Raw genomic sequence first — 21,468 nt, forward strand, 5'->3', positions numbered from 1 at the left:
CCGCCACCCGCGACTACGTCGCTCGCCGAACCGCCGAAGGCAAGACCGGCCGCGAGATCAAACGCTGCCTGGCTCGCTACATCGCCCGCGACCTCTACCGCCTGCTTGAAAGTGGGGCCGCAGCTGCTTGACGAAGCATAGGAGCGTCGCCGACCTGTGCCCGGCCCAGCGTCCAGGCGGGCTGGGTCCTGGTGAGCCCCCGCTGACCCAAGGTGTCACGGCACCGCCGGACGAGCTCCACCCAGCTTCGGGCGGTATGCCGCGGTGCACCGACGGTGCGCCGCGGCACCGCTGTCAGCGGCGCGGCATACCGTGTGGTCCATGGTTCCAGCCCTCTCACCGAGCCGAGCATCGGACTTCAAGCAGTGTCCACTGCTCTACCGGTTCCGCACCATCGACAAGCTCCCCTCCCCGCCGAGCCCGGCCGCGGCGCGGGGCACGCTGGTGCACGCCGTCCTGGAGCGACTCTTCGACCTGCCCGCCGACGAGCGCACCCCGCAGGCCGCCCAGGCCCTGCTGGGTCCCGAGTGGGAGGCACTCGTGGAGCAGGAGCCCGAGCTGGCCGAGATGATCCTCGCCGACGACAAGCTGACCGAGGCGGGCTGGTTCGGTGACGCGCAGGCCCTGATCGAGACCTGGTTCACCCTCGAGGACCCGACTCGGCTCGAACCCGCCGAGCGCGAGCTCTACGTCGAGACCGATGTCGACGGCCTGGTGTTGCGAGGCTACGTCGACCGCCTCGACGTGGCTCCGGACGGCGCCATGCGTGTCGTGGACTACAAGACCGGCCGATCGCCGAGCGAGCTCTTCGAGGGCAAGGCGTTGTTCCAGATGAAGTTCTACGCCCTGGTGCTTTGGCGGCTGCGCGGCGAGATCCCGCGTCTGCTCCAGCTGGTCTACCTCGGCAACGGTGAGGTTGTCCGCTACGCCCCCGACGAGCACGACCTGCTCAGCCTGGAGCGCAACCTCAAGGCCGTGTGGACAGCCATCGAGCATGCTGCCACCACCGGTGACTGGCGTCCCAAGACCTCCCGGCTGTGCGACTGGTGCGACTACCGCGAGTTCTGCCCCGCCTGGGGTGGCATTCCCCCGCCGTTGCCCGAGAACGCCGCCCAGATCGCCCTGAACCCCGCCGTCTCGGGCCAGGTGACCCCGATCGACGAATGAGCCAGCTGCGCTGAGCTACTGGCGCGCCCCGTCACTGCGCGCTCCGTCAAACAGGGCCCGCAGGTCACGGGGCGCCAGCCCACGCAGGCTGGGCACCTGCACCGCACCGACGATGGACGGCACCGCGACGACGTGCGGCACGGCAAGGGTGGGCACTCCCGCGGCGACCGCCGAGCGCACCCCCGTGGGCGAGTCCTCGATGGCGACGCAGTCGCCGACTGCCACCCCGAGCGCGCGGGCCGCAGCGAGGTAGGGCTCGGGGTGCGGCTTGCCGTGCTGCACCTCGTCACCGGTGACGACCGCGGCGAAGGTCCCCTCGGGCAGCGCGGTGACGACCGCGTCGGCCAGCGACCGCCAGGACATGGTCACCAAGGCATTCGGCACCCCCGCCTTCCCCAGGCTGGTCAACAGCTCCACGGCACCGGGCCGCCACGGCACGTGCTCGGTGACCTGGGCAATGACCCGGGTGAGCAGTTCCTCGATGATCTCGACGGGATCCAGCGAGACGGGGCTGTTGTCCCGGATGAACTCTGCGGACACCATGAGGTCGTTGCCGACGAGCTGGTGGGCGTACTCGTCGTTCCAGATCCCGCCGGCCTCCTCGACGATCGCGTGTTCGGCGTTGATCCAGTAGGGCTCGGTGTCGACGAGGGTGCCGTCCATGTCCCAGAAGACCGCGGCGGGAAGTGCGGCCCCGGCACGCGACAGGCCTTCGGACGGAGCGGACTCGGGAGGCGGCATTGCGGTGGCCTTCATGATGCGGGGGTGGCGGCGCGCCCGACTATACGCAGCCGTGCAGATGGCTCCGGACCCCGGACCGTAGGCTGGACCTGAATCGTGCATCGGCAGCAGAGGAAGGAGCGGTGGTGATCGAACTCGAAGACGTCCCCGAGCTCAACAACCCCGTCGTGATTGCCGCCTTCGAGGGCTGGAACGACGCCGGAGAGGCGGCGACCGCAGCCGTCGACCACCTCGTCGACGTGTGGGACGCCGAGGCCATCGCAGCGCTCGACCCGGAGGAGTACTACGACTTCCAGGTCAACCGGCCGAGGGTGGTCCTCGAGGACGGGCGCCGACGGATCCACTGGCGCACCACCCGGATCCTCGTCGCACGCTCGGCGGGGCTGGACCGCGACGTGATCCTGATCCAGGGCATCGAGCCCTCCTTTCGCTGGCGAGCCTTCACGATCGAGCTCATGGAGTTCGCCCAGGAGGTGGGCGCGAGCACCGTGTTCACGCTCGGCGCGCTCATGGCCGATGTGGCCCACACCCGCCCGATCCCGGTGACCGCGACCTCCGACGACGACGACGTGATTCACCGGTTCGACCTCGAGCCGAGTCGCTACGAGGGGCCGACCGGCATCGTGGGGGTGCTGGCCGACGCCGCCACCCAGTCGGGGATGCAGTCGCTCTCCTGCTGGGCCGCGGTACCGCACTACGCCGGGCACTCCCCCTCGCCGAAGGCCACTCTCGCGCTCATCTCACGACTCGAGGAGCTGCTCGACGCGAGCATTCCACACGGCGACCTGGCTGACGGTGCCAAGGCGTGGGAGCGCGGCATCAACGAGCTCGCCGACACCGACGAGGAGGTCGCCGAGTACGTCCAGTCCCTGGAAGAGGCCCAGGACACGGCCGACCTGCCCGAGGCGAGCGGCGACGCGATCGCCCGCGAGTTCGAGCGCTACCTGCGTCGCCGCGGGCAGGAAGGGCCGGGCTGAGGCCCGGTCGACGGGCCGGCTCGCACGAAGGCACCGGCTGGATCGCTGAACCGGACCTAGATCGTCCGGAACTGCCCCTAACCTCCTGACCATGGACATCGTGCTCATCGCCGGCCTGTGGCTCGACGGATCCGCCTGGGACGAGGTGGTGCCAGAGCTCGACAGGCTCGGCCACCGCGCCGTGCCGCTCACCCTCCCCGGTCAAGGTGACGGCGCAGCGTCGGCCACACTGGACGACCAGGTGGCGGCGGTGCTCAGCGCCGTCGACCTCGCCCCAGACCCGCCCATGGTCGTGGGGCACTCCGCAGCCTGCACCCTCGCGTGGCTGGCGGCTGACGCCCGCCCGGACAAGGTGGCCAGGATTGCGCTCATCGGCGGCTTCCCGTCCGCCGACGGGGAGGCCTACGCCGACTTCTTCGAGACCACGCACGGCGTCATGCGGTTCCCCGGCTGGGGGCCGTTCGAGGGAGCGGACTCAGCCGACCTCGACGAGGAGTCGAGGCGCACCTTCGAGGCTGCCGCGATCCCGGTCCCCGAGGGGGTGACCAAGGGCGTGGTGCACCTGACGGACGACCGGAGGTTCGACGTACCGGTCGTGCTGGTGTGTCCCGAGTTCGACCCCGCCCAGGCTCAGGCGTGGATCGATGACGGTGAGCTGCCCGAGCTCGCCAAGGCCAGGCACCTCGACCTCGTCGACATCGACTCGGGTCACTGGCCCATGGTCACCAAGCCGAAGGCGCTGGCCCAGCTCCTCGCGGCCGCTGCGACTGCCTGACGGGCGCGGGGCCGAGCGGTCTCAGACCCGGACACCCAGGATCGCGTCGAGGGCGCGGGCGAGCACGCCTGCCGCCGAGCTGCTGGTCCCGCCGCGGGTGAGCGTCTGCCTGGCCCACGCGTCCACGGCGGCCAGGGCCCCCGGGGTGTCCAGGTCCTCGGCCACGCGCGCTCGGATCGCCTCGACGGCATCCGCGGAGTCGGGTGCGCTGTTGACCGACAGGGCGGCGCGCCAGGTCTCCAAGCGCTCCTGCGCCGCCTCCAACACGCCGTCGGTCCACGACCACTCGGTGCGGTAGTGCTGGGCGAGCAGCGCCAGGCGGATGGTCATCGGGTCGACGCCGTCGGCGCGCAGCTTGGAGACGAGCACGAGGTTGCCCTTCGACTTGCTCATCTTCTCGCCGTGGAGACCCACCATCGCCTGGTGGGAGTAGGTCCGCGCGAAGGGCCGCTGGTCGGTCAGCACCACGGCCTGCGTCGCGCTCATCTCGTGGTGCGGGAAGATCAGGTCCGTCCCGCCGCCTTGGACGTCGAAGGCCATGCCCAGGTGGTCCAGCGCGATCGCGGTGCACTCGATGTGCCAGCCGGGCCGACCATCGGGCAGGCCCTCGACCGTCCACGAAGGCTCGCCCTCGCGAGCGGCCCGCCACAGCAGCGGGTCGAGCTGGTCGCGCTTGCCTGCGCGATCGGGGTCCCCGCCGCGGTCGGCGAACACCGCGAGCATCTCCTGGCGGCTCCAGTTGGACACGGCGCCGAAGCCGGCGTCCGTCGAGATGTCGAGGTAGAGGTCGTCACCCTCGGACTCAGGCGTGTCGACCGCGTAGGCCGCACCCCGCTCGAGCAGTGCGCGCACGGCGGCCCCCACAGGTTCGATGCTCTCGACGACCCCCACGTAGTGGTCGGGAGGGATGACTGCCAGCGCGGTCATGTCCTCGCGGAAGAGCGAGATCTCTTGCGCCGCAAGGTCTTCCCACTTGATCCCGTCGCGGGTCGCCCGCTCGAGGAGCGGGTCGTCGACGTCGGTGATGTTCTGGACGTACTCGACGTCGTGCCCTGCGTCACGCAGTGCGCGGCCGAGGATGTCGAAGGTGACGTAGGTGGCGGCGTGCCCCATGTGGGTGGCGTCGTAGGGCGTGATCCCGCAGACGTACATCCGCGCCGTCGGTCCGGGGGCGATCGCACGGAGCGCCCCGGTCGCGGAGTCGAAGACCTGCACGGGGTGGCCGGTGCCGGGCACGGCGGGGAGGAAGGGCGTGGGCCAGGAGATCACAGCGGAAGCCTACGGGGGCGCTTCACAACGGCGGCCACGGGATGGCCGGCCACTCACCGGAGGGCACCGGGTATGCCGCCTGGGCGAGCAGCGCCGCGCAGCGGGCCCCGAGGGCGGTCACCTCGGCGGGGGTCAGCAGTCCTGACAGGCCGCGGTGCAGTGAGGAGGTCGCGTCCCGCAGGGCGTCTCGCACGATCGTGATCCGGGACAAGTCCGGTGAGGACAGCGGCTGACCCGCGAATCCCCACAGCACCGTCCGCAGCTTGTCTTCCTGGTGCAGGCTGACACCGTGGTCGAAACCGCGAAGGAACTCACCCTCACGGATCAGGTGCGAACCCTTGCGGTCGGAGTTGTTGATCACCGCATCGAAGGCCGCGACTCCCCGGACGTCTGCACTGTCCTCGTGGACCACCACGACCGGTCTGCCACGCTCGTCCTCGCCGCGGAGCACCGCCAGCCATCCCTCCGGAACGGCATCCGGCGCCACGACGTCGACGACGTACTCCGGTGGGGTCTGCGGGTCGCCGACCCACCGCTGCACGGATCCGGGACCGCGCGGTCCGTCGCGCAGCACCGTCTCGGGCACCACGCCCCACCCACCCACGTCGCTGATCAGGTGGGCAGCCACCTCGCGAGCCGCCAGCGACCCGTCAGGGAAGTCCCACAGGGGGCGCTCGCCCGCGATGGGCTTGTAGATGGCCAGCGGTCCAGCGTCGTCCTCGAGTCGGACGAGCAGGGCGAGGTTGGAGGCGTCGGCCAACGCCCCGAGCACCACCAGGTCTGCGCGCGCCAGGAGGTCGAGGGTGACCGACGAGCCGCCTGCTGGCTGGGTCAGCGCTTGTAGCCGTTCGCGCGGGGGCAGATGTGCCCCTCTGGCTCGAGCGGGCCACCACAGAACGGGCAGGGCGGGCGCCCGGCCGAGACGACCGACTGGGCGCGGCGCGCGAAGGCCCGAGCCCTCGATGGGGAGAGGACCACCCGCACCTGTCGAGGCTCCTCGGTCAGCACCTCCGGGTCGACAGCAGCCTCGGGGTCGTCAGGGTCTCGGTCGAGACACTCGATGACCACGACACGCCGGGCGTCGTCCCAGGCCAGGCTCAGGGCGGTGACACGGAACTCGTCCTCGATCGGCGTGTCCAGCGGTGCGTTGTCGACCACCTCGGCCACTGCATGGTCGGCACCCTCGCCCGCTGCGTAGCTGTCGAGGAGGTCGTTGATGCGGTCGGCGAGGACGGACACCTGCTGCTTCTCCAGCGAGACGCTGGTCAGTCGACGTCCCTCGCTGGCCTGAAGGAAGAAGGTGCGTTGCCCTGGCGGGCCGACGGTGCCGGCGACGAACCGGTCCGGTGGATCAAACTCGACGAGCCCCATGGCAAAACTCTAACCGGCTCCCCCACCGACCGGTGCGTCGCCCGTGGCCGGCGCCTCCGGTTTCGGCTGGAACCGGGTCAGGTCGGGGGTCAGGTCGTTGGCCGTCAGCAGGAACGTGTGCCGACCGCCGTACCGCACCGCCGACACCGAGGCGGGGTCCGCGGTGTAGCGCTGGAACCGAGCCAGACCCGAGCCGGTCGCGTCGGCGAGCACCGCCTTGAGCAGGTCACCGTGGGTCACCGCCACCCACAGCCCGGAGTCGCCCGCCAGCTCGCCGACCTCCGTGTCGTGGCGCCGCACTGCCGCCACGACCCGGTCACTCATGGCGCGAAGGCTCTCGGCGGCATACCGGTCGTCGTCGGGGAACCGGGCCGTCTCGGGAGCGTCCTGGACCGTTGCCCACAACGGCTCCTTGGCGAGCTCCGAGAGCGGGCGCCCGGTCCACGCCCCGTAGGCGCACTCCTCAAGGTCGTCGTCCACGGTGACCTCGACGCCGACTGCCGCGGCAAGCGGTGCCGCGGTCTCGAGGCAGCGTTCGAGCGGACTGCTCACCACCCGGGTGACGGGCAGGCCACGGAACCGCTCCCCGAGGGTCTCGGCCTGCTCACGCCCGCGGTCGGTGAGGTGTATGCCGGGCAGCCGGCCGGCGAGGATGCCCTCACCGTTGGCGCTGGAGTGGCCGTGACGGACCAGCAGGACGGTGGGCACCTGCGCACTCTACGGCGCGGTGTCCATCTTGACGGCGGGTTGCTCGCAGGACCGTCGCGGACGTGGTGAAGTAGGGCCGTGATCGTCGACCAAGCCATCTACCGCCAGGGCCAACGGCTGCCGTGCGGCGATCTCAGTGACGCCCTGGACGAGCTGCGCGGTGGGGACGACCCCCACGCCTTCCTCTGGATCGGGCTCAAGAACCCCACCGATGCCGAGTTCGACCTCGTCAACGACGAGCTCAAGCTGCACCCGCTGGCCGTGGAGGACGCGGTCAAGGGCAACCAGCGCCCCAAGGTGGAGCTCTACGACAACACGATCTTCGTGGTGATGAAGACGTTGCGCTACATCGAGGAGACCTCAGACGTCGAGACCGGTGAGGTGATGCTCTTCGTCGGAGACCGGTTCGTCGTCACGGTGCGCCGCGGCGAGGCGAACCCCCTTGCCGGAGTGCGGCAGGCACTCGAAGGCAATACCGAGGGCCTGCGGCATGGCGCCATCGCGGTCGTCCACGCGGTGATGGACAGCATCGTCGACAACTACGTCACCATCGACGCCGAACTGCAGAAGGACCTCGAGGACATCGAGGCGTCCGTCTTCACGGGGGCCAACAGAGTCAGCTCGGCCACCATCTACCGGCTGAAGCGGGAGGTCCTGGAGTTCCGGCGGGCAGCCGTGCCGCTGGCTGCCCCCCTGAGAATGCTCCATGACGGATCCCGCTCGCCCCTTCCGCAGAAGGAGGTGCGGATGCTCTTCCGTGACGTGGCCGACCACCTGCTGCGGGTGATCGACCACGTGGAGTCGTATGACCGCCTCCTCACCGACATCCTCAACGCCCACCTCGCCCAGATCAGCGTGCAGCAGAACAGCGACATGCGGAAGATCTCCGCGTGGGTCGCTATCGCCGCCGTGCCCACGATGATCGCCGGCGTGTACGGAATGAACTTCGACAACATGCCCGAGCTGAAGTGGCGGTACGGCTACTTCATCGTCGTGGGTGTGATGGCGGCCGCCTGTCTCGGGCTGTACCGCGCCTTCCGGAAGTCCGGCTGGCTGTAGAGGCTAGGTGGCGGTCATCCAGCCGGCGGCGAGGACGACGAGCAGCACGACTCCGAGGGCGACGCGGTACCAGACGAACGCCGTGATCTTGTTGCTGCTGACGAACTTCAGCAGCCAGGCGATCGAGGCGTAGGCGACGACGAACGAGACCACGACGCCGAGGATGATCGGGCCGATGCCGAGCAGCCGGAGGTGATCGGTCTCGCTGAGCAGCTCGAAGATGCCCGCAGCAGTCAACGCAGGAATGGCCATGAAGAACGACAACCGGGTCGCAGTCAGCCGGTCGAGCCCCCGGAACAACCCGGCGGAGATGGTCGCGCCCGACCGGGACACACCGGGCACCAGGGAAGCGCACTGCACCAGGCCGATGACCACACCGTCCACGAGGGTGACCTGCCCCTCCCCGCGTTCGACTCCCTGGTCGGTGAGCATCGTGTGGCGGGTCTCGGCGAGCCACATCACGGCACTCCAGGCGATGAGCGCCACCGCGACCACCCAGAGGCTGCGCAGGCCGCCGCTGATCAGGTCCTTGGCCGCGAAGCCGACGATGCCCACGGGGATCGACCCCACGATGACGGCCCAGGCCAGCTGGTAGTCGTGGTGGGCCCGGGCCGGTGCGCTCACCAGGCCAGAGACCCACGCCCCGAGCAGCCGGACGATGTCCTTGCCGAAGTACAGCAGCGTTGCCACGATCGCCCCGAGCTGGATCACCGCGGTGTAGGCGGTCACCCCCGGGTCGTCGACCGTCAGGCCGAGAAGCTTCTCGGTGATCGTCAGGTGTCCCGTGGAGGAGACCGGGAGGAACTCGGTCAGCCCCTCCACGATGCCGAGGATGAGGGCGTCGAGATAGCTCAGGGTCAACGGTCTGCTTTCGGTGTAGTGAGGCGGTGGAGCGAGCGGCGGTCAGGCCTCGGAAGGCGGTGCGGTGCCGTGGTCAGAGGCCAGTCTCTCCCATGAGCTCTGCCATCGATCGCACGACATGCAGCCGGTCCTCGAGCCCTCCCGCGAAGGGTGCGATCGACAGCGAGCCGACCCCGACGTCGGCGTAGCGAGCCAGCCGGTCACGGATGCGGTCGCGGGGGCCGATGAGGGCCGTGGCGTCGATGAACTCGAAGGGCACCGCGGCTGCGGCATCACGGTGCTGCTTGGCAAGGAAGAGGTCCTGCACCCGTGCCGCCGCCTCCTCGAACCCCATTCGCACGGCCAGCTGGTTGTAGAAGTTCTGCTCCCGGGACCCCATTCCGCCGATGTAGAGGGCGGCGTAGGGACGGATCGCGTCGGCCGCGGCCTCGACGTCGTCGGAGATCACCACGGGCACCGACGGAGCGATGTCGAACCCGTCGAGCGGGTTGTCGTCGGTCCCTCGGCCGGCGCGTCTGCGGCCAGCGACCACGGACTTCACCAGGTCGCCGGAGTGCTCGGGGCTGAAGAAGATCGCGTGCCACCCATCGGCCACCTCACCCGCGAGCTCGAGGTTCTTCGGTCCCACGGCCGCGAGGTAGATCGGCAGATCGGGGCGCGGCGGGTGGATCGTCAGCTTGAGGGCCTTGCCGGGGCCGTCGGCCACCGGGAGCGTGAAGTGCTTCCCGGCATACGCCAGGCTCTCGCGTCGTAGTGCCATCCGCACGATGTCGACGTACTCTCGCGTGCGTCCGAGCGGAGCCGCGAACGGGACGCCGTGCCACCCCTCGCTGACCTGTGGACCACTGACACCCAGGCCCAGGCGGAACCGGCCCTTGGACAGGGTGTCGAGGGTGGCTGCGGTCATGGCCGTCATCGCCGGGGTCCGGGCCGGGATCTGCATCACTGCCGCGCCGAGGTCGATCCGCTCGGTGAGGGCTCCGATCCACGACAGCACCGTGGGGACGTCCGAGCCGTACGCCTCGGCAGCCCACGCCACGGCATACCCGAGCCGATCGGCCTCCTGCGCGACTGCCACGTTGTCCTGGTCGACGCCCAGGCCGAAGTAGCCGAGGTTCACACCGAGTTCCATGGGAGCGAGGTTAGCGGCGAGTGCGGCACGTCAGCCGGGCGAGGGCCGACTACCGTACGGGACCATGCGCCAGCGACGAATGGGCACCTCCGGACTCTCGGTGTCCCGCCTTGCCCTCGGAACGATGACCTGGGGCCGGACCACCGACGAGGAAGGGGCACGCGAGCAGCTGCGCACCTTCCTCGACGCCGGGGGAAACCTCGTCGACACGGCACACGGCTACTCCGAGGGCGCCTCCGAGGAGATCATCGGTCGCCTCATCGATGACGACGTCCAGCGGGAGGACCTGGTCATCTGCACCAAGTCCGGCATCTCCCGCCGTTCCGGCAACCGCATCGTCGACACCTCACGGCACAGCCTGCTCAGCCAGCTGGACACCTCGCTCGAACGGCTCGGGACCGACCATGTCGACCTCTGGCTGGTCCACACGTGGTCGGACGAGGCACCCCTGACCGAGACGTTGTCGGCGCTGGAATGGGCCGTCAACACCGGCCGGGCGCGCTACGTCGGGGTGTCCAACTTCAGTGGGTGGCAGGTGGCCCGGGCGATGTCACTGCTCGAGCAGGCGCGAGTCCCGTTGGTGGCCAACGAGATCGAGTACTCCCTGGCCAACCGCAGCGCCGAGCCCGACCTTCTGGCAGCAGCGCAGGCGCTCGGGTTCGGGCTGCTCCCCTGGTCTCCGCTGGGCCGAGGAGTGCTGACCGGCAAGTACCGCAACGGGGTGCCCGCGGACTCCCGGGCGGCCTCGCGGGACTTCCCCCGGTTCACGGCCCGCTACCTCGACGACCGCAGCTCCGGGATCGTCGAGGCGCTCGCCATCGCTGCCAAGGGGCTGGAAGTCAGCCTGGCCGAGGTCGCCCTGGCCTGGGTGCGAGACCGGCCCGGCGTGGTCAGCCCCGTCGTCGGCGCCCGGACCACGGCACAGCTGCGCACCTCCCTCGCCAGCGAGTCCCTCGAGCTCCCCGACGAGCTGGTGGCCGCGTTGGACGAGATCTCAGCCTGAGCGCGAGAGGTCAGGACTCGTCGTAGTCCGCGTCGTCCAGACCTGAGTACACGCCACCGTCGCCATCCTCGTCGGGGTGGTCGTCGAGCTCTTCGTCATCCGAGTCATCCGAGTCGTCGTCGTCGTCTTCGTCGTCGTCGTCGTCGTCGTCTTCGTCGTCTTCGTCATCGTCATCGTCGCCGTCATAGATGTCGAGCGGCGTCATCTCGCCGTACGCCTGCAAGAGGGCGTCGTCGTAGGACGCGAACGCGTCGGCCAGGTCGTCGTAGGCCGCGATGACCGTCGGGTCTTCCTCTCCCCGCTTGGAGGCCGATGCCTCGAGGTGCCGCTCGAAAGCAGTCATGAGGTTGGCCAGCGCGCCACGCGGGTCTGCGGTCATGGCTCGACGGTATCGGGTTCTGCGGCAAAATGGCGCACGATGGTTGAGTACGAGTACCGCGTGGTGAGCTTCACCCGAAGAGATTCACGATCCGATATTCGCCGGACGTTGACCGAGCACGCCGAGTACGGCCACTGGGAGCTGCACCGCACCCGGATCTACCTGGGTGGTCAGCAACGGACCTGGTTGCGCCGCAAGATCATCCGGGCTCCTCGCCCCACCTGACGGGACTGTGCGAGGGTCGCCGGAGACCCTCCCGGTCAGGCGTTCAGGATGTCCAGCACCCGGTCGTCGACGAGCCCGTGTGCCTTGCGGAGAAAGGCGATCCCGAGGGCGATCAACCCGCCGGCCAGCAGCAGCGTGGGGGCGAGGTGGATGCCTGTGAAGGCGAGCAGTCCAGAGGTTCGAGCCTCACCTGCGTTGCCCGTCGGGTTCGCTGTGGTGGCGGCCGCGCTGGTCGTGCCGCCGCTGGATCCCCCGGTCGTGCCGACAGCCGCGCCGACCGGGCAGGGCACGACCAGCCGGTCGACGGGCAGCCCGACAGCCCTGAGCTGGTCGAGGAGGTTCTGGTCGAGCACGACGATCGTCGTGCGCGCCGGCACGCCCGCACTGGTGAGCCGCACGCACGCCCCCAGGAGGTCGCGCACGGTGACGTCCGCCCCCACGACGGTGTCGTCGTCCGCGTCCTGCGCCGCCCCGACGCGCGCGGCTGGGGTGTCGGCCTCCGTTGCCGACGAGCTCGTCCCCGACCCGGCGCCCGCCTCGGAACTACCACCGGATCCGGTGCCGGATCCGGTTCCCGAGGGACTCTCCAGAGCGCCGCTGACGGTGCCGACGACCTGGGTCACCGGCTGGGCCGGGTCAGAGGGTGGCGGAACGGGCACGAGGCTCGACGCGGCGTCCCCCACCGCGCCGAGGGGTGCCGGTGCCAGCTGGGTGGCCGCACCGGCGGCGCTCTGGCCGACGACTCCCACACCTGCGGTCAGGACCAGGACCGCCCCGAGCCGAGCAATGCCACTGATCCGTTGACGAGTCGCCATGACCGTCCGCCCTTCGCCTGTGTCCGCTACGGACTGCTCAACGACGGCCTGGCCTGCGGGGATACGGCTACTGAGGGGATTTGTGCGCCGTCAGCAGGTCGCGATGAAGCGCTGGAGCACCCTGGTCCCGAACTCGAGGGCCGCGACGGGCACTCGCTCGTCGATGCCGTGGAACATCGGCGCGAAGTCGAGGTCAGCGGGCAGCTGCAGCGGGGCGAACCCGTACCCGGTGATGCCGAGCGTGCTCAGCGCTTTGTTGTCGGTGCCCCCGGACAGGCAGTAGGGCAGCACCTCGGCGCCGGGGTCCTCGGCGAGCAGGGCCGCCTTCATCGCCTCGACGAGGGGCCCTTCGAAGGGGGTATCGAGCGCGATGTCGCGGTGCACGACCTCAACCTCGACGTGCTCTCCCGCGAGCTCGCGGATGGTGTCCAGCAGCTCGTCGTCGTGACCCGGCAGGAACCGGCAGTCGAGCGAGGCGCAGGCACTCTGTGGGATGACGTTGTGCTTGTACCCCGCCTCGGCCATGGTGAAGTTGGCCGTGTCCTGCAACGTCCCCCGCACGAAGCCCTGCGCTCCCCCGAGGTGGTCGAGCAGCTCGTCGAGGTCCTCGTCGGAGTAGGACGTGCCGGTCAGGGCGGACAGGCCGTCGAGCAGCTCGCGCACCGACGCGATGTACTCCCGCGGCCACTTGTGCTCGTTGATGCGGGTGATGGCCTGGGCGAGACGCACCAGCGCGTTCTCGTCGTTGGGCACCGAGCCGTGCCCCGCCCGGCCGTGCGCGGTGAGGCGCAGCCAGAGGATGCCCTTCTCAGCCGTCTGGACCAGGTAGGCCCGGGTGTCGCCCTCGGCGGTCGGCACCGTGACGCTGTAGCCGCCAACCTCCGAGACCGCTTCCGTCACGCCGTCGAAGAGCTCGGGGTGGTGGTCGACCACGTAGTGGCTTCCCTTGACGCCACCGGCCTCCTCGTCGGCGAAGAAGGCGAAGACGATGTCACGCGGGGGCTTGGCGCCGCGGCGGGCCAGGTCGCGGATGTTGGCCAGGATCATGGCGTCCATGTCCTTCATGTCGACCGCACCGCGACCCCAGATGCAGCCGTCCCTGAGCTCGGCGCCAAGGGGGTCGACCTGCCAGTCTGCGGCGTTGGCCGGGACCACGTCCAGGTGACCGTGGATGCACAGGGCAGGGCGGTCGCGGTCCTCGCCCTCGATCCGGACGACGACGCTGGTGCGTCCCGGGTCGCTCTCGATGACGGTGGGTTCGAGGCCCACCTCGCGCAGCTGGGCCACGACGTACTCGGCGGCCTCGCGCTCGCCGGGTCCGCTGCCGTCGCCATGGTTGGTGCTGTCGATCCGGATCAGGTCGCGGCACAGGCGCACGACCTCGTCGACGGGAGTGGTGGCGGACTCGGTGACCTCGCTCATGCCGTCCACACTAAGGGCCTTGGGTATGCCGTGCGGCTGACGGTTCTGCGGGATCCGATGGGGGCTGGGCCGTTTGGGAGAAGGGCTGGCCTGCGTGCTATCGTTCCGGGTCGCAGCAGGCGCTCCCCAAGGTGCCTGCTCAGCACCTTGTCCGGGTGGCGGAATGGCAGACGCGCTAGCTTGAGGTGCTAGTGCCCTTAACGGGCGTGGGGGTTCAAGTCCCCCTCCGGACACCAATGAGAAGGACCCCGACACGCTTTTCGTCGGGGTCCTTCTCATTGAATCCAGCATGCGGACTTGGGAGGAGCGAGCGAGCAACGGCTCCCCCTCCGGACCCCAGTCAACGTCACCCGATCAGCTCGGTCCGCACCTCCGTCGAGTCACTGATGATCCCCGGCACCCCCGCGTGGAGCATGCTCTGGTGCACCGACAGTCCCGCCGGCGGCACCCCGGATTCCGACTCGAGCAACCTCAGCGGCCGGGCAAGCTCACCCCTCGTGCGCGCCGACAGCACCGGAAGGACGTTGTTCTTCGTCGCGTGGGTGAGCAGGAGTGTCAGAAGTCCACACCGTAGATCGGGAGCATGAGTGGTGCGCGCTGCGTGCTCCGCCTGGCCTCTGCCAGGAGGGTCGGGACGTCGCCGTTGAACCTGTTGACGCCCAAGGCCATGCAGACCAGCATCATCTCGACCGATCTCAGCGGTTGCGTCCACTTCAGCAGGACTGCGGCGGGAAGCGTGTGACGCATGGCCTCGATCTGGGAGAAGGTCGCGCGGTCGCCTCGGAACGACCCCCCTTGGACGAGCACCGCCCCTGCCGCACCGACCAGAGCCGTGCACGCCGTCATCTCGTCCTTGGAGGCGTCCGTCGTGTCGATCAGCACCCGGACCTTGCCGGCCTGCGGCGCCACGGCCTCGATGACGGCGTCGACCTGCTCAGCGATCAGGTGCAGGCAATCGTCCTCGCGCCCGGGTGCGACGACCAACGCCACCTCCGACGCGCCGACCGACACCAGTTCCATGGCCTCCGCAGCGAGGTCGAGGGGGTCATGGAGCCGGGACGACCTGTCGTGGAAGGCCAGGGCCGTCACAGCCGCTGTGCCGGTCCCTGTGAGCCTGCGGGCGGCCGTCGCGAGGTGCTCTGGCCGACACAGGACTGCGGCAAGCCCCACCTCGGCGGCATAGTCGCATCCCCGCCTGAGTTCCCCCTGGTCGACCTCAGGGCCGTGCAGTCGGTGCTCCAGCGCCGCGGCGAGCGACTCGCGGGTCACCACCTCGCGTTCCAGCTGAACCCGCGTCCGAAGCCATGCGGTGTCTAGTGCGAGCACGCGCCACCCTTCCGTCCGGGGGTCCCAGGAACGGTCCGCCTGCCACCGTTTCAGGAGTTTTGCCCCTGAATGTACCGCTCAGACGGGTGATGATGCGCGCTGGGCGTCCAGCGGGGTCAGCTCGCCTCGTTCAGCAGGGCGGTCTGCATGAGCGCGAGGTGGGTCGCGCGTCGCTGCTGGCCGTCGCCGGTGTTCCAACCCCGCACGAGTCGGCGCCTCAGCTCGTTGACGAGCTCCTGGTTGGTCACGAACCGCAGGACGAACGTGGGCTCGCCCTCCTGGTTCTTCGGGAGTCCACACGCCACCCCGGCAGCAACAACCAGCTGTCGGTAGGGCAGGTCGAGAGCCTTCGCGAGCCGCGCCAGCGTCGACTCGTCGGGCATGGCGGACAGCTGCTCCGGGCCGACCAGGTTGACGACGACCTCTGCGCTCAGGCCGCTCTCGAGCGTGAAGCGAGAGACCGACCACCCCTTGTCGCGCAGCCGCTCTTCGATGACGATGCCGAGTTCATTTGCCATGATCGCTCCCCGCGTGGACTGAATTGGAAGGGTTTCTTCCTTCTCGATGGGAAGATGAAAGCATGATGGTTTGGCCTGCGTTCGGTAAACACGAGAACAAGTCATTAAAGGTTTGGTAAAGCCGTTTGCATTGGCTTGAAGGCGCGCGAGGCTGGGAGTGGCGCGGCCCCCACCGGGTCGGCTCTGCTGTGTCCGGCGCCCGCGCCGTGACCTGTGGACCAACGGCACCCAATCGTGGGAGTTCGCATGCACCTCCGGAACCCAGCACCTGCCGTCCTCGTCACCGCGATCGCTGCGGCGGTCATCGCCACCGCGAGCCCCGCCCAGGCGGCCAAGCCCGTGAAGCCGACCCCTGTTCCGTCGCACACGACGACCGTGGTGGGCAGAGACCCCTTCGCGGCGGCGCAGCCCACCGCTGCAGGTCACCTCATCCGCGACCTCGGCCTTGACGGCGGCAAGCTCTACGTCGCCTACGGCGACTACGACGCGAACACCGGCCCACAGCAGGTGCACACGTTCGACCCCGCGACCGGAGCGTTCTCGGGAAGCCAGCTCGAGGTGCCTACCGAGGAGATCAGCGTCTACCGCAAGCTCAACGGCAGGCTGTACGCGCCGATGACCGACCCGCGAGTTCAGTGGACCGCCGACGTCGGGTATGCGACCAACGCGACCGGCGCGTGGACCAACCAGCTGAAGGCACCGGCCGTTCACGTCTACGACGTCGCGACACTGAACGGGAACGACCTGTGGATGGTCGGCTCGGTCGGGCAGTACGACCCTGCGGTTGCGGGTGGTGGGGCGGGGGCCTACCGGTCGACGGACGGGGGCCAGACCTGGCAGCTCGTCGCCAAGGACACCTCGGCTGTCGAGAACGGCTACGAGCGCTACTACTGGGCGGCCGCGATCAACGGCACGATGTACCTGCAGGCCAACGGTGTCACAGGAGGTGCGCCGCTGCGCGCCTTCAACGGGACCACGTGGTCGACCGTCTCCCCCGCGTCGGCCGACAGGCCGTGCGGGACCGTGGCTGCCAACCGGGTCGAGGTCTTCAAGAACACGATCGTGTGCGCGGGAGGCTCGGCCTACGGCGTCACCACGTTCAACGGTGTGACTGCGGTGACCGCAGCGATCGGCGGACTCTCCGACCTGGCCGTCCCGGGCGACGGTTACATCTATGCCCTGACGACCACCGGCGTGTACCGCAGCCTCGATGGCACCTCGTGGACGCCGCTGAGCACGGCTCCCGCCGGCGCCCAGTCCGTGGCCGTGGTCAACGGCACGGTCTACCTCGGCATGAGCGACTCCACCATCGTGCGGGTCAACAACCTCACAGTCACCGCAGCAAGCGCCCAGGCCCTGCCCCGGAGCAGACCTCTGGGCTCACTCAAGCGCAGCTCTGTGAGGACGCCGACTTTGCCACGGGTTCCGAGGGGTTGACCCCTGCCTCGTCCGTTCGGCCCTTCTGGGGGGCGAACTCGGCCGATCTCCGGCGCGTCCGTGCACGGCATACCTGAGCGGCTTCTACCGTCGAAGACGTGAGCACGCACACCATCCACCGCAGCACCAGTCACCACCCGCGCGTCCTGCGCGGTGCGCGGGGCTGGATCTGGGTGTGCGAGTGCGGTGGCGCATCGTGCCGGACCCCGGCGCAGGCCCCTCTGGCCTGGCGTTCGGCCCTCATCGCCGCGTTGCTCCACTCGTCCACCGTCGCGCCCTGACCCTCGGCTCGCCTGACAGGCGGCTCCCCCGCGGGCTGAAGGGCTACAGCCAGGTGTGCACGCGCACCGTCGTCCCGCTGTCGCAGGACCGGAGCTGGACGAGGTCGCACAGCTGGTTGACCATCCACAGTCCGCGCCCGTCGGGCTCCTCGGTGCTCGGGGCGAGTCGACCGGTCAAAGGGTCGGCGACGACACCGCGGTCGGTGATCTCGCAGACCAACGCCTCGGGCGTGCGCCACAGCCGCAGGGTGCCGCCGTTGCCGTGGACCACGGAGTTGACCCCCAGTTCGTGCAGCGCGAGTCCGAGGTCTTCGGCGCGCTCCTGCGCCACTCCACAGACGCGGGCGACATGCAGGGCCAGGTCTCGCACGGAACGCAGGGTCTCGGACGTGATGGTCCGGACGATGCTGGCGGCCGGCGGTTCCGGGAGCGGAGTCGCAAAGCCCAACGCGCCCAGCTCGCCCCCGCCGTAGGACTCGTTCGCCCGCGCCGTGCCATCGTCCTTCGCCACCCAGGGGTGCGAGTGCAGGGCGACGTCGACCACCTCGGCGGGCAGCGCCCCCACCTCGTAGGGGCAGCGCAGCCACAAGGGCGCCGTCGCCGGGATGGCGTCGTTGAGCAGCGCCTCGTGCAGCTGGCACTCGCTGACCTCGACACTCGAGCGACCCGCCCAGAGGGGTTCGCCCACCCCGCGCGAGGGGCGGTCCCCGGACTCGGTCACGAACTGGACCCACGCTGCGATGATCCGGGCGGGGTTGGCGCCGAGGTGTTCCATGTCGGCGAAGTCCACGTGTCTGGCCCCGTCGCCCAGGGCCGCCCGAACCGCCTGCAGCCGAGGTGCGGGCAAGGCGACGAGGACACGTTCGTGGGCCAGCAACCCCCCGCGTACGAAGTCGACCGTGTCGTGAACGAACGCATCCTTACGTGACCAGAACATCACGTCGTGGACGTAGCCATTGCTGGAGCGCGCTTCCCCCACAGGGAGGGGGGAAGTCGTGATGCCCATGAAAGCTCCGTGCGCGCGGCCTACCCGGGACACAGTGCCCGGACTCACGCAAAGGGTACGCCTCCCTGCTCGCGATGGGAGGAAGTCCGGGAATCCTCCTGAACAGCGAAAACGTGTCATCGCCATCTCGCATCTGCGAAGGTGGGCGTTGGCAGCCTGACGTCGGCGCCACCCACGATGGACCACTGCGTGAGGGACCAAACCAGGAGGACCAGATGAAGATCGGCATTCCGCGCGAGGTCAAGAACAACGAGTACCGCGTGGCCATCACCCCATCGGGTGTTCACGAGCTCGTCGTCAACGGCCACGAGGTCTTCGTCGAGAAGGAGGCGGGTGTCGGTTCCTCCATCCTCGACGAGGACTACACCGCTGCGGGTGCGACGATTCTCGACACCGCCGACGACGTGTGGGGCACGGGCGACCTGATCCTCAAGGTCAAGGAGCCGATCGAGCCGGAGTACCACCGGATGCGCGAGGGGCAGACCCTCTTCACCTACCTCCACCTCGCCGCCGACCAGCCACTCACCGAAGAGCTCGTCAAGCGCAAGGTCACGGGCATCGCCTACGAGACCGTCGAGCTGCCCGACCGGTCGCTGCCCCTGCTCGCCCCGATGTCCGAGGTCGCCGGTCGACTCGCACCCCAGGTCGGCGCGCACACGCTGATGCGCGCCCAGGGCGGCCGTGGCGTCCTCATGGGTGGGGTCAGCGGGGTGTATGCCGCGAAGGTGGTCGTCATCGGCGCCGGCGTCTCGGGCATGAACGCTGCCGCGATCGCCCTGGGCATGCAGGCCGAGGTGCTCCTGCTCGACCGCGACATCGCCAAGCTGCGGCACGCGGACGCCATCTACCAGGGGCACTGCCAGACCGTCGCGTCGAACGCCTACGAGGTGGAGCGGGCGATCATCGACGCGGATCTGGTCATCGGCGCGGTGCTGGTGCCCGGCGCCAAGGCGCCCAAGCTCGTGACCAACGAGCAGGTCTCCCGGATGAAGCCGGGCTCCGTGCTCGTCGACATCTCGATCGACCAGGGCGGTTGTTTCGAGGACTCGCGGCCGACCACCCACGCCGACCCCACCTACGAGGTGCACAACTCGGTCTTCTACTGCGTGGCGAACATGCCGGGCGCGGTGCCCCACACCAGCACCTACGCCCTCACCAACGTCACCCTCCCGTATGCCGTGCAGCTCGCCAACCGTGGTTGGCGCGATGCGCTCCGCGCCAACCGGCCACTGGCCCTCGGCCTCAACACGCACGACGGGGCAGTCACCTACGCACCCGTTGCAGAGGCCCACGGCTTCGAGTCCGTCGACCTGCAGACCGTCCTCGCCGGCTGATCCTCTCGCGGTGTCGGAGGGCGCGACTAGCGTGGGGCCGTGCTCCTCGCCGACGTCGTCGCCGCCTCGCGTGCTGCCACCGAGACCCGGTCGCGGCTCGCCAAGACGGCTGCGGTGGCCGACGCGCTGCGTGCGGCCGGCCCGGAGGAATCCGCGACCGTCGCGGCATACCTCTCGGGGGTGCTGCCGCAACGACGTGTCGGCGTGAGCTGGCGCGGACTGTCCACCCTCCCTGCGCCTGCGACCACGGCCACTGTCACGGTGGCCGAGGTCGACGCCGCCCTCACCGCGATCGGCGCCCTCTCGGGTTCGGGGTCGGGCGCCGCCAGAGCTGCCGCGGTCAGTGCCCTCTTCGCCCGGCTGACCGCACCCGAACAGGACTACCTCCGCGCGCTGGTGACCGGACAGGTCAGGCAGGGCGCCCTCGACGGCGTGCTGCTGGCCGCGATCGCGTCGGCCGCACAGCTCCCCGAGGCCGACGTCAGGCGCGCCGTGATGCTGGCGGGGCACGCCGGTCCGGTTGCCGCGGCGGCCCTGACCGGAGGCAGTGACGCGCTGGCCGCGATCCGGCTCGAGGTCGGTCGCCCGCTGCGGCCGATGCTCGCCGCGTCGGCCCCGGACATCGACGCCGCGTGGGAGCAGGTGGGTGACACCACCGAGGGGGTCGTGGTCGACGGCAAGCTCGACGGCATCCGGCTCCAGGCCCATCGCGAGGGTGACGAGGTGCGCTTGTTCACGCGCTCGCTCGACGACATCACCGAGCGCCTGCCCGAGGTGGTCGAGGCGGTCCTCGCACTGCCTGTGGAATCCGTCGTCATCGACGGCGAGGCCATCGCCCTCGACAGGGCAGGCCGGCCGCGCCCGTTCCAGGAAACCGCGTCCCGCACGATGAGCAGCACCGGTGTCGCCGAGCTGAGGGCTCGGGTGCCGGTCACGCCCTACTTCTTCGACCTGCTCCACATCGACGGCCAGGACCTGCTCGAGCTGCCTGCCTCCGCTCGGTTCGCCCGGCTCGCCGAGCTGGTCCCGGCCCCGTCGCTGGTGCCACGGATCACCGCGACCACGTCCGCCGAGGCCGGAGAGTTCTTCGCCAGGCTGGTCGCCGAGGGTCACGAGGGCGTCGTCGTCAAGGCGCCCTCAGCCGCCTATGCCGCCGGCCGCCGCGGTGCTGGCTGGGTGAAGGTCAAGCCGCGGCACACGCTCGACCTCGTGGTGCTCGCCGTGGAGTGGGGCAGCGGCCGACGCCGGGGTTGGCTGTCCAACATCCACCTGGGCGCGCGCGACCCCGACACGGGCGGGTTCGTCATGTTGGGCAAGACGTTCAAGGGCATGACCGACGAGATGCTGGCCTGGCAGACGGAGCGCTTCACCGAGCTCGCGGTGGGCGGCACCGAGGGTTACGTCGTCACCGTGCGCCCCGAGCAGGTCGTCGAGGTCGCTTTCGACGGCATCCAGACCTCGTCGCGCTATTCGGGTGGGATGGCCCTGCGGTTTGCCAGGGTGCTGCGCTACCGCGACGACAAGCGCGCTGACGAGGCCGACACCGTGGAGACCGTGCGCGCCCTGCGTTGACCGCTCACCGGGCCGTTGCCCGGCGACACGCCGCATCGTACGTATCACCGGGCCACCCACTCCCTCTTGGAAGTCAGGACGCGCGGGGGC

The 21,468-nt window shown here is 69.7% G+C and carries 24 protein-coding genes, 1 tRNA gene and 1 pseudogene; 12 read left to right on the forward strand and 14 right to left on the reverse strand.

The window, feature by feature from the left end; all coding sequences use genetic code 11:
* Positions 1 to 131: pseudogene (locus AC1DYG_RS00005) on the forward strand (IS110 family transposase); the annotation flags it as partial.
* A gap of 190 nt (positions 132 to 321) precedes the next feature.
* The gene (locus AC1DYG_RS00010; RefSeq protein WP_477637859.1) at positions 322 to 1,167 is read left to right on the forward strand and encodes a RecB family exonuclease; all 846 of its coding nucleotides are present in this window, start codon (positions 322 to 324) and stop codon (positions 1,165 to 1,167) included.
* A 15-nt stretch (positions 1,168 to 1,182) separates the two neighbouring features.
* Here the strand turns inward: AC1DYG_RS00010 and AC1DYG_RS00015 are convergent, their stop codons facing one another.
* A complete protein-coding gene (locus AC1DYG_RS00015; protein ID WP_477638210.1) occupies positions 1,183 to 1,908 on the reverse strand; it encodes an HAD family hydrolase in 726 nt (241 codons plus the stop codon).
* A gap of 125 nt (positions 1,909 to 2,033) precedes the next feature.
* Here AC1DYG_RS00015 and AC1DYG_RS00020 point away from each other — a divergent pair, with 125 nt between their 5' ends.
* Both AC1DYG_RS00020 and AC1DYG_RS00025 read left to right on the forward strand, forming a co-directional pair.
* Positions 2,034 to 2,885: a PAC2 family protein gene (locus AC1DYG_RS00020; protein ID WP_477637860.1), complete on the forward strand. Its 852-nt coding sequence runs from the start codon at positions 2,034 to 2,036 to the stop codon at positions 2,883 to 2,885.
* Positions 2,886 to 2,976: 91 nt separating this feature from the next.
* Positions 2,977 to 3,660, forward strand: a complete 684-nt coding sequence (locus tag AC1DYG_RS00025; RefSeq protein ID WP_477637861.1) for an alpha/beta fold hydrolase — start codon at positions 2,977 to 2,979, stop codon at positions 3,658 to 3,660.
* A 21-nt stretch (positions 3,661 to 3,681) separates the two neighbouring features.
* On the opposite strand, the gene mshC is transcribed toward AC1DYG_RS00025, so the two are convergent.
* The 4 genes from mshC to AC1DYG_RS00045 are packed head-to-tail and all read right to left on the reverse strand — an operon-like array spanning position 3,682 to position 7,008.
* Positions 3,682 to 4,929, reverse strand: a complete 1,248-nt coding sequence (gene mshC, locus AC1DYG_RS00030) for a cysteine--1-D-myo-inosityl 2-amino-2-deoxy-alpha-D-glucopyranoside ligase (RefSeq protein WP_477637862.1) — start codon at positions 4,927 to 4,929, stop codon at positions 3,682 to 3,684.
* Positions 4,930 to 4,951: 22 nt separating this feature from the next.
* The gene (locus AC1DYG_RS00035; protein ID WP_477638211.1) at positions 4,952 to 5,824 is read right to left on the reverse strand and encodes an SCO1664 family protein; all 873 of its coding nucleotides are present in this window, start codon (positions 5,822 to 5,824) and stop codon (positions 4,952 to 4,954) included.
* Complete coding sequence (locus AC1DYG_RS00040; protein ID WP_477637863.1) at positions 5,761 to 6,300, reverse strand: DUF3090 domain-containing protein; 540 nt, start codon at positions 6,298 to 6,300, stop codon at positions 5,761 to 5,763. Before AC1DYG_RS00040 ends, AC1DYG_RS00035 begins: the two co-directional genes overlap by 64 nt.
* Positions 6,301 to 6,309: 9 nt before the next feature.
* Positions 6,310 to 7,008, reverse strand: a complete 699-nt coding sequence (locus AC1DYG_RS00045) for an MSMEG_4193 family putative phosphomutase (RefSeq protein ID WP_477637864.1) — start codon at positions 7,006 to 7,008, stop codon at positions 6,310 to 6,312.
* A 78-nt stretch (positions 7,009 to 7,086) separates the two neighbouring features.
* Here AC1DYG_RS00045 and corA point away from each other — a divergent pair, with 78 nt between their 5' ends.
* Entirely contained in the window at positions 7,087 to 8,067 is a 981-nt protein-coding gene (gene corA / locus AC1DYG_RS00050) for a magnesium/cobalt transporter CorA (RefSeq protein ID WP_477637865.1), read from the forward strand.
* 3 nt (positions 8,068 to 8,070) lie between these two features.
* Here corA and AC1DYG_RS00055 read toward each other — a convergent pair whose 3' ends face one another.
* Both AC1DYG_RS00055 and AC1DYG_RS00060 read right to left on the reverse strand, forming a co-directional pair.
* Positions 8,071 to 8,928, reverse strand: a complete 858-nt coding sequence (locus tag AC1DYG_RS00055; protein WP_477637866.1) for an undecaprenyl-diphosphate phosphatase — start codon at positions 8,926 to 8,928, stop codon at positions 8,071 to 8,073.
* Between the two features lie 73 nt (positions 8,929 to 9,001).
* Positions 9,002 to 10,060, reverse strand: a complete 1,059-nt coding sequence (locus AC1DYG_RS00060; RefSeq protein WP_477637867.1) for an LLM class F420-dependent oxidoreductase — start codon at positions 10,058 to 10,060, stop codon at positions 9,002 to 9,004.
* Between the two features lie 64 nt (positions 10,061 to 10,124).
* Here AC1DYG_RS00060 and AC1DYG_RS00065 point away from each other — a divergent pair, with 64 nt between their 5' ends.
* On the forward strand, positions 10,125 to 11,063 hold the full coding sequence (locus AC1DYG_RS00065; protein WP_477637868.1) for an aldo/keto reductase: 939 nt from the start codon (positions 10,125 to 10,127) through the stop codon (positions 11,061 to 11,063).
* Positions 11,064 to 11,073: 10 nt separating this feature from the next.
* Here the strand turns inward: AC1DYG_RS00065 and AC1DYG_RS00070 are convergent, their stop codons facing one another.
* Positions 11,074 to 11,442, reverse strand: coding sequence for a hypothetical protein (locus tag AC1DYG_RS00070; RefSeq protein WP_477637869.1), 369 nt, complete (start codon positions 11,440 to 11,442; stop codon positions 11,074 to 11,076).
* A gap of 39 nt (positions 11,443 to 11,481) precedes the next feature.
* Between AC1DYG_RS00070 and AC1DYG_RS00075 the strand changes: the two genes are divergently transcribed.
* The gene (locus AC1DYG_RS00075; RefSeq protein ID WP_477637870.1) at positions 11,482 to 11,667 is read left to right on the forward strand and encodes a DUF5703 family protein; all 186 of its coding nucleotides are present in this window, start codon (positions 11,482 to 11,484) and stop codon (positions 11,665 to 11,667) included.
* A gap of 35 nt (positions 11,668 to 11,702) precedes the next feature.
* On the opposite strand, the gene AC1DYG_RS00080 is transcribed toward AC1DYG_RS00075, so the two are convergent.
* Together AC1DYG_RS00080 and AC1DYG_RS00085 are read right to left on the reverse strand one after the other, a co-directional pair.
* A complete protein-coding gene (locus tag AC1DYG_RS00080) occupies positions 11,703 to 12,482 on the reverse strand; it encodes a hypothetical protein (protein WP_477637871.1) in 780 nt (259 codons plus the stop codon).
* Positions 12,483 to 12,572: 90 nt separating this feature from the next.
* Entirely contained in the window at positions 12,573 to 13,904 is a 1,332-nt protein-coding gene (locus AC1DYG_RS00085; protein WP_477637872.1) for a M20/M25/M40 family metallo-hydrolase, read from the reverse strand.
* A 149-nt stretch (positions 13,905 to 14,053) separates the two neighbouring features.
* Here AC1DYG_RS00085 and AC1DYG_RS00090 point away from each other — a divergent pair.
* Positions 14,054 to 14,140: transfer RNA gene (locus AC1DYG_RS00090), tRNA-Leu, on the forward strand.
* A 110-nt stretch (positions 14,141 to 14,250) separates the two neighbouring features.
* Here AC1DYG_RS00090 and AC1DYG_RS00095 read toward each other — a convergent pair.
* From AC1DYG_RS00095 to AC1DYG_RS00105, 3 genes are all read right to left on the reverse strand, one after another.
* The gene (locus tag AC1DYG_RS00095; protein WP_477637873.1) at positions 14,251 to 14,418 is read right to left on the reverse strand and encodes a hypothetical protein; all 168 of its coding nucleotides are present in this window, start codon (positions 14,416 to 14,418) and stop codon (positions 14,251 to 14,253) included.
* Between the two features lie 41 nt (positions 14,419 to 14,459).
* Positions 14,460 to 15,230 carry a hypothetical protein gene (locus AC1DYG_RS00100; protein ID WP_477637874.1) on the reverse strand — a complete coding sequence of 257 codons (771 nt, stop codon included), beginning with the start codon at positions 15,228 to 15,230 and terminating at the stop codon, positions 14,460 to 14,462.
* A gap of 116 nt (positions 15,231 to 15,346) precedes the next feature.
* Positions 15,347 to 15,748, reverse strand: coding sequence for a hypothetical protein (locus AC1DYG_RS00105; protein WP_477637875.1), 402 nt, complete (start codon positions 15,746 to 15,748; stop codon positions 15,347 to 15,349).
* Positions 15,749 to 15,994: 246 nt separating this feature from the next.
* Here AC1DYG_RS00105 and AC1DYG_RS00110 point away from each other — a divergent pair, with 246 nt between their 5' ends.
* Positions 15,995 to 17,185 carry a WD40/YVTN/BNR-like repeat-containing protein gene (locus tag AC1DYG_RS00110; RefSeq protein ID WP_477637876.1) on the forward strand — a complete coding sequence of 397 codons (1,191 nt, stop codon included), beginning with the start codon at positions 15,995 to 15,997 and terminating at the stop codon, positions 17,183 to 17,185.
* 98 nt (positions 17,186 to 17,283) lie between these two features.
* Positions 17,284 to 17,466, forward strand: coding sequence for a hypothetical protein (locus tag AC1DYG_RS00115; protein WP_477612890.1), 183 nt, complete (start codon positions 17,284 to 17,286; stop codon positions 17,464 to 17,466).
* Between the two features lie 43 nt (positions 17,467 to 17,509).
* Here the strand turns inward: AC1DYG_RS00115 and AC1DYG_RS00120 are convergent, their stop codons facing one another.
* Complete coding sequence (locus AC1DYG_RS00120; RefSeq protein ID WP_477637877.1) at positions 17,510 to 18,472, reverse strand: anti-sigma factor RsbA family regulatory protein; 963 nt, start codon at positions 18,470 to 18,472, stop codon at positions 17,510 to 17,512.
* Positions 18,473 to 18,687: 215 nt separating this feature from the next.
* On the opposite strand from AC1DYG_RS00120, the gene ald reads away from it, so the two are divergent.
* Positions 18,688 to 19,806, forward strand: coding sequence for an alanine dehydrogenase (ald, locus tag AC1DYG_RS00125; protein ID WP_477637878.1), 1,119 nt, complete (start codon positions 18,688 to 18,690; stop codon positions 19,804 to 19,806).
* Positions 19,807 to 19,845: 39 nt separating this feature from the next.
* On the forward strand, positions 19,846 to 21,378 hold the full coding sequence (locus AC1DYG_RS00130) for an ATP-dependent DNA ligase (protein ID WP_477637879.1): 1,533 nt from the start codon (positions 19,846 to 19,848) through the stop codon (positions 21,376 to 21,378).
* Positions 21,379 to 21,468: the final 90 nt, after the last annotated feature.

The organism is Pedococcus sp. P1_H8, assembly GCF_056405175.1.

Bases quoted from the DNA above. Each gene is read 5' to 3' on its own strand.
- AC1DYG_RS00010 (WP_477637859.1), top strand. From the start codon at position 322: ATGGTTCCAGCCCTCTCACCGAGCCGAGCATCGGACTTCAAGCAGTGT.
- AC1DYG_RS00015 (WP_477638210.1), bottom strand. From the start codon at position 1,908: ATGCCGCCTCCCGAGTCCGCTCCGTCCGAAGGCCTGTCGCGTGCCGGG.
- AC1DYG_RS00025 (WP_477637861.1), top strand. From the start codon at position 2,977: ATGGACATCGTGCTCATCGCCGGCCTGTGGCTCGACGGATCCGCCTGG.
- AC1DYG_RS00040 (WP_477637863.1), bottom strand. From the start codon at position 6,300: ATGGGGCTCGTCGAGTTTGATCCACCGGACCGGTTCGTCGCCGGCACC.
- AC1DYG_RS00060 (WP_477637867.1), bottom strand. From the start codon at position 10,060: ATGGAACTCGGTGTGAACCTCGGCTACTTCGGCCTGGGCGTCGACCAG.
- AC1DYG_RS00065 (WP_477637868.1), top strand. From the start codon at position 10,125: ATGCGCCAGCGACGAATGGGCACCTCCGGACTCTCGGTGTCCCGCCTT.
- AC1DYG_RS00070 (WP_477637869.1), bottom strand. From the start codon at position 11,442: ATGACCGCAGACCCGCGTGGCGCGCTGGCCAACCTCATGACTGCTTTC.
- AC1DYG_RS00075 (WP_477637870.1), top strand. From the start codon at position 11,482: ATGGTTGAGTACGAGTACCGCGTGGTGAGCTTCACCCGAAGAGATTCA.
- AC1DYG_RS00080 (WP_477637871.1), bottom strand. From the start codon at position 12,482: ATGGCGACTCGTCAACGGATCAGTGGCATTGCTCGGCTCGGGGCGGTC.
- AC1DYG_RS00085 (WP_477637872.1), bottom strand. From the start codon at position 13,904: ATGAGCGAGGTCACCGAGTCCGCCACCACTCCCGTCGACGAGGTCGTG.
- AC1DYG_RS00105 (WP_477637875.1), bottom strand. From the start codon at position 15,748: ATGGCAAATGAACTCGGCATCGTCATCGAAGAGCGGCTGCGCGACAAG.
- AC1DYG_RS00110 (WP_477637876.1), top strand. From the start codon at position 15,995: ATGCACCTCCGGAACCCAGCACCTGCCGTCCTCGTCACCGCGATCGCT.
- AC1DYG_RS00120 (WP_477637877.1), bottom strand. From the start codon at position 18,472: ATGGGCATCACGACTTCCCCCCTCCCTGTGGGGGAAGCGCGCTCCAGC.
- ald (WP_477637878.1), top strand. From the start codon at position 18,688: ATGAAGATCGGCATTCCGCGCGAGGTCAAGAACAACGAGTACCGCGTG.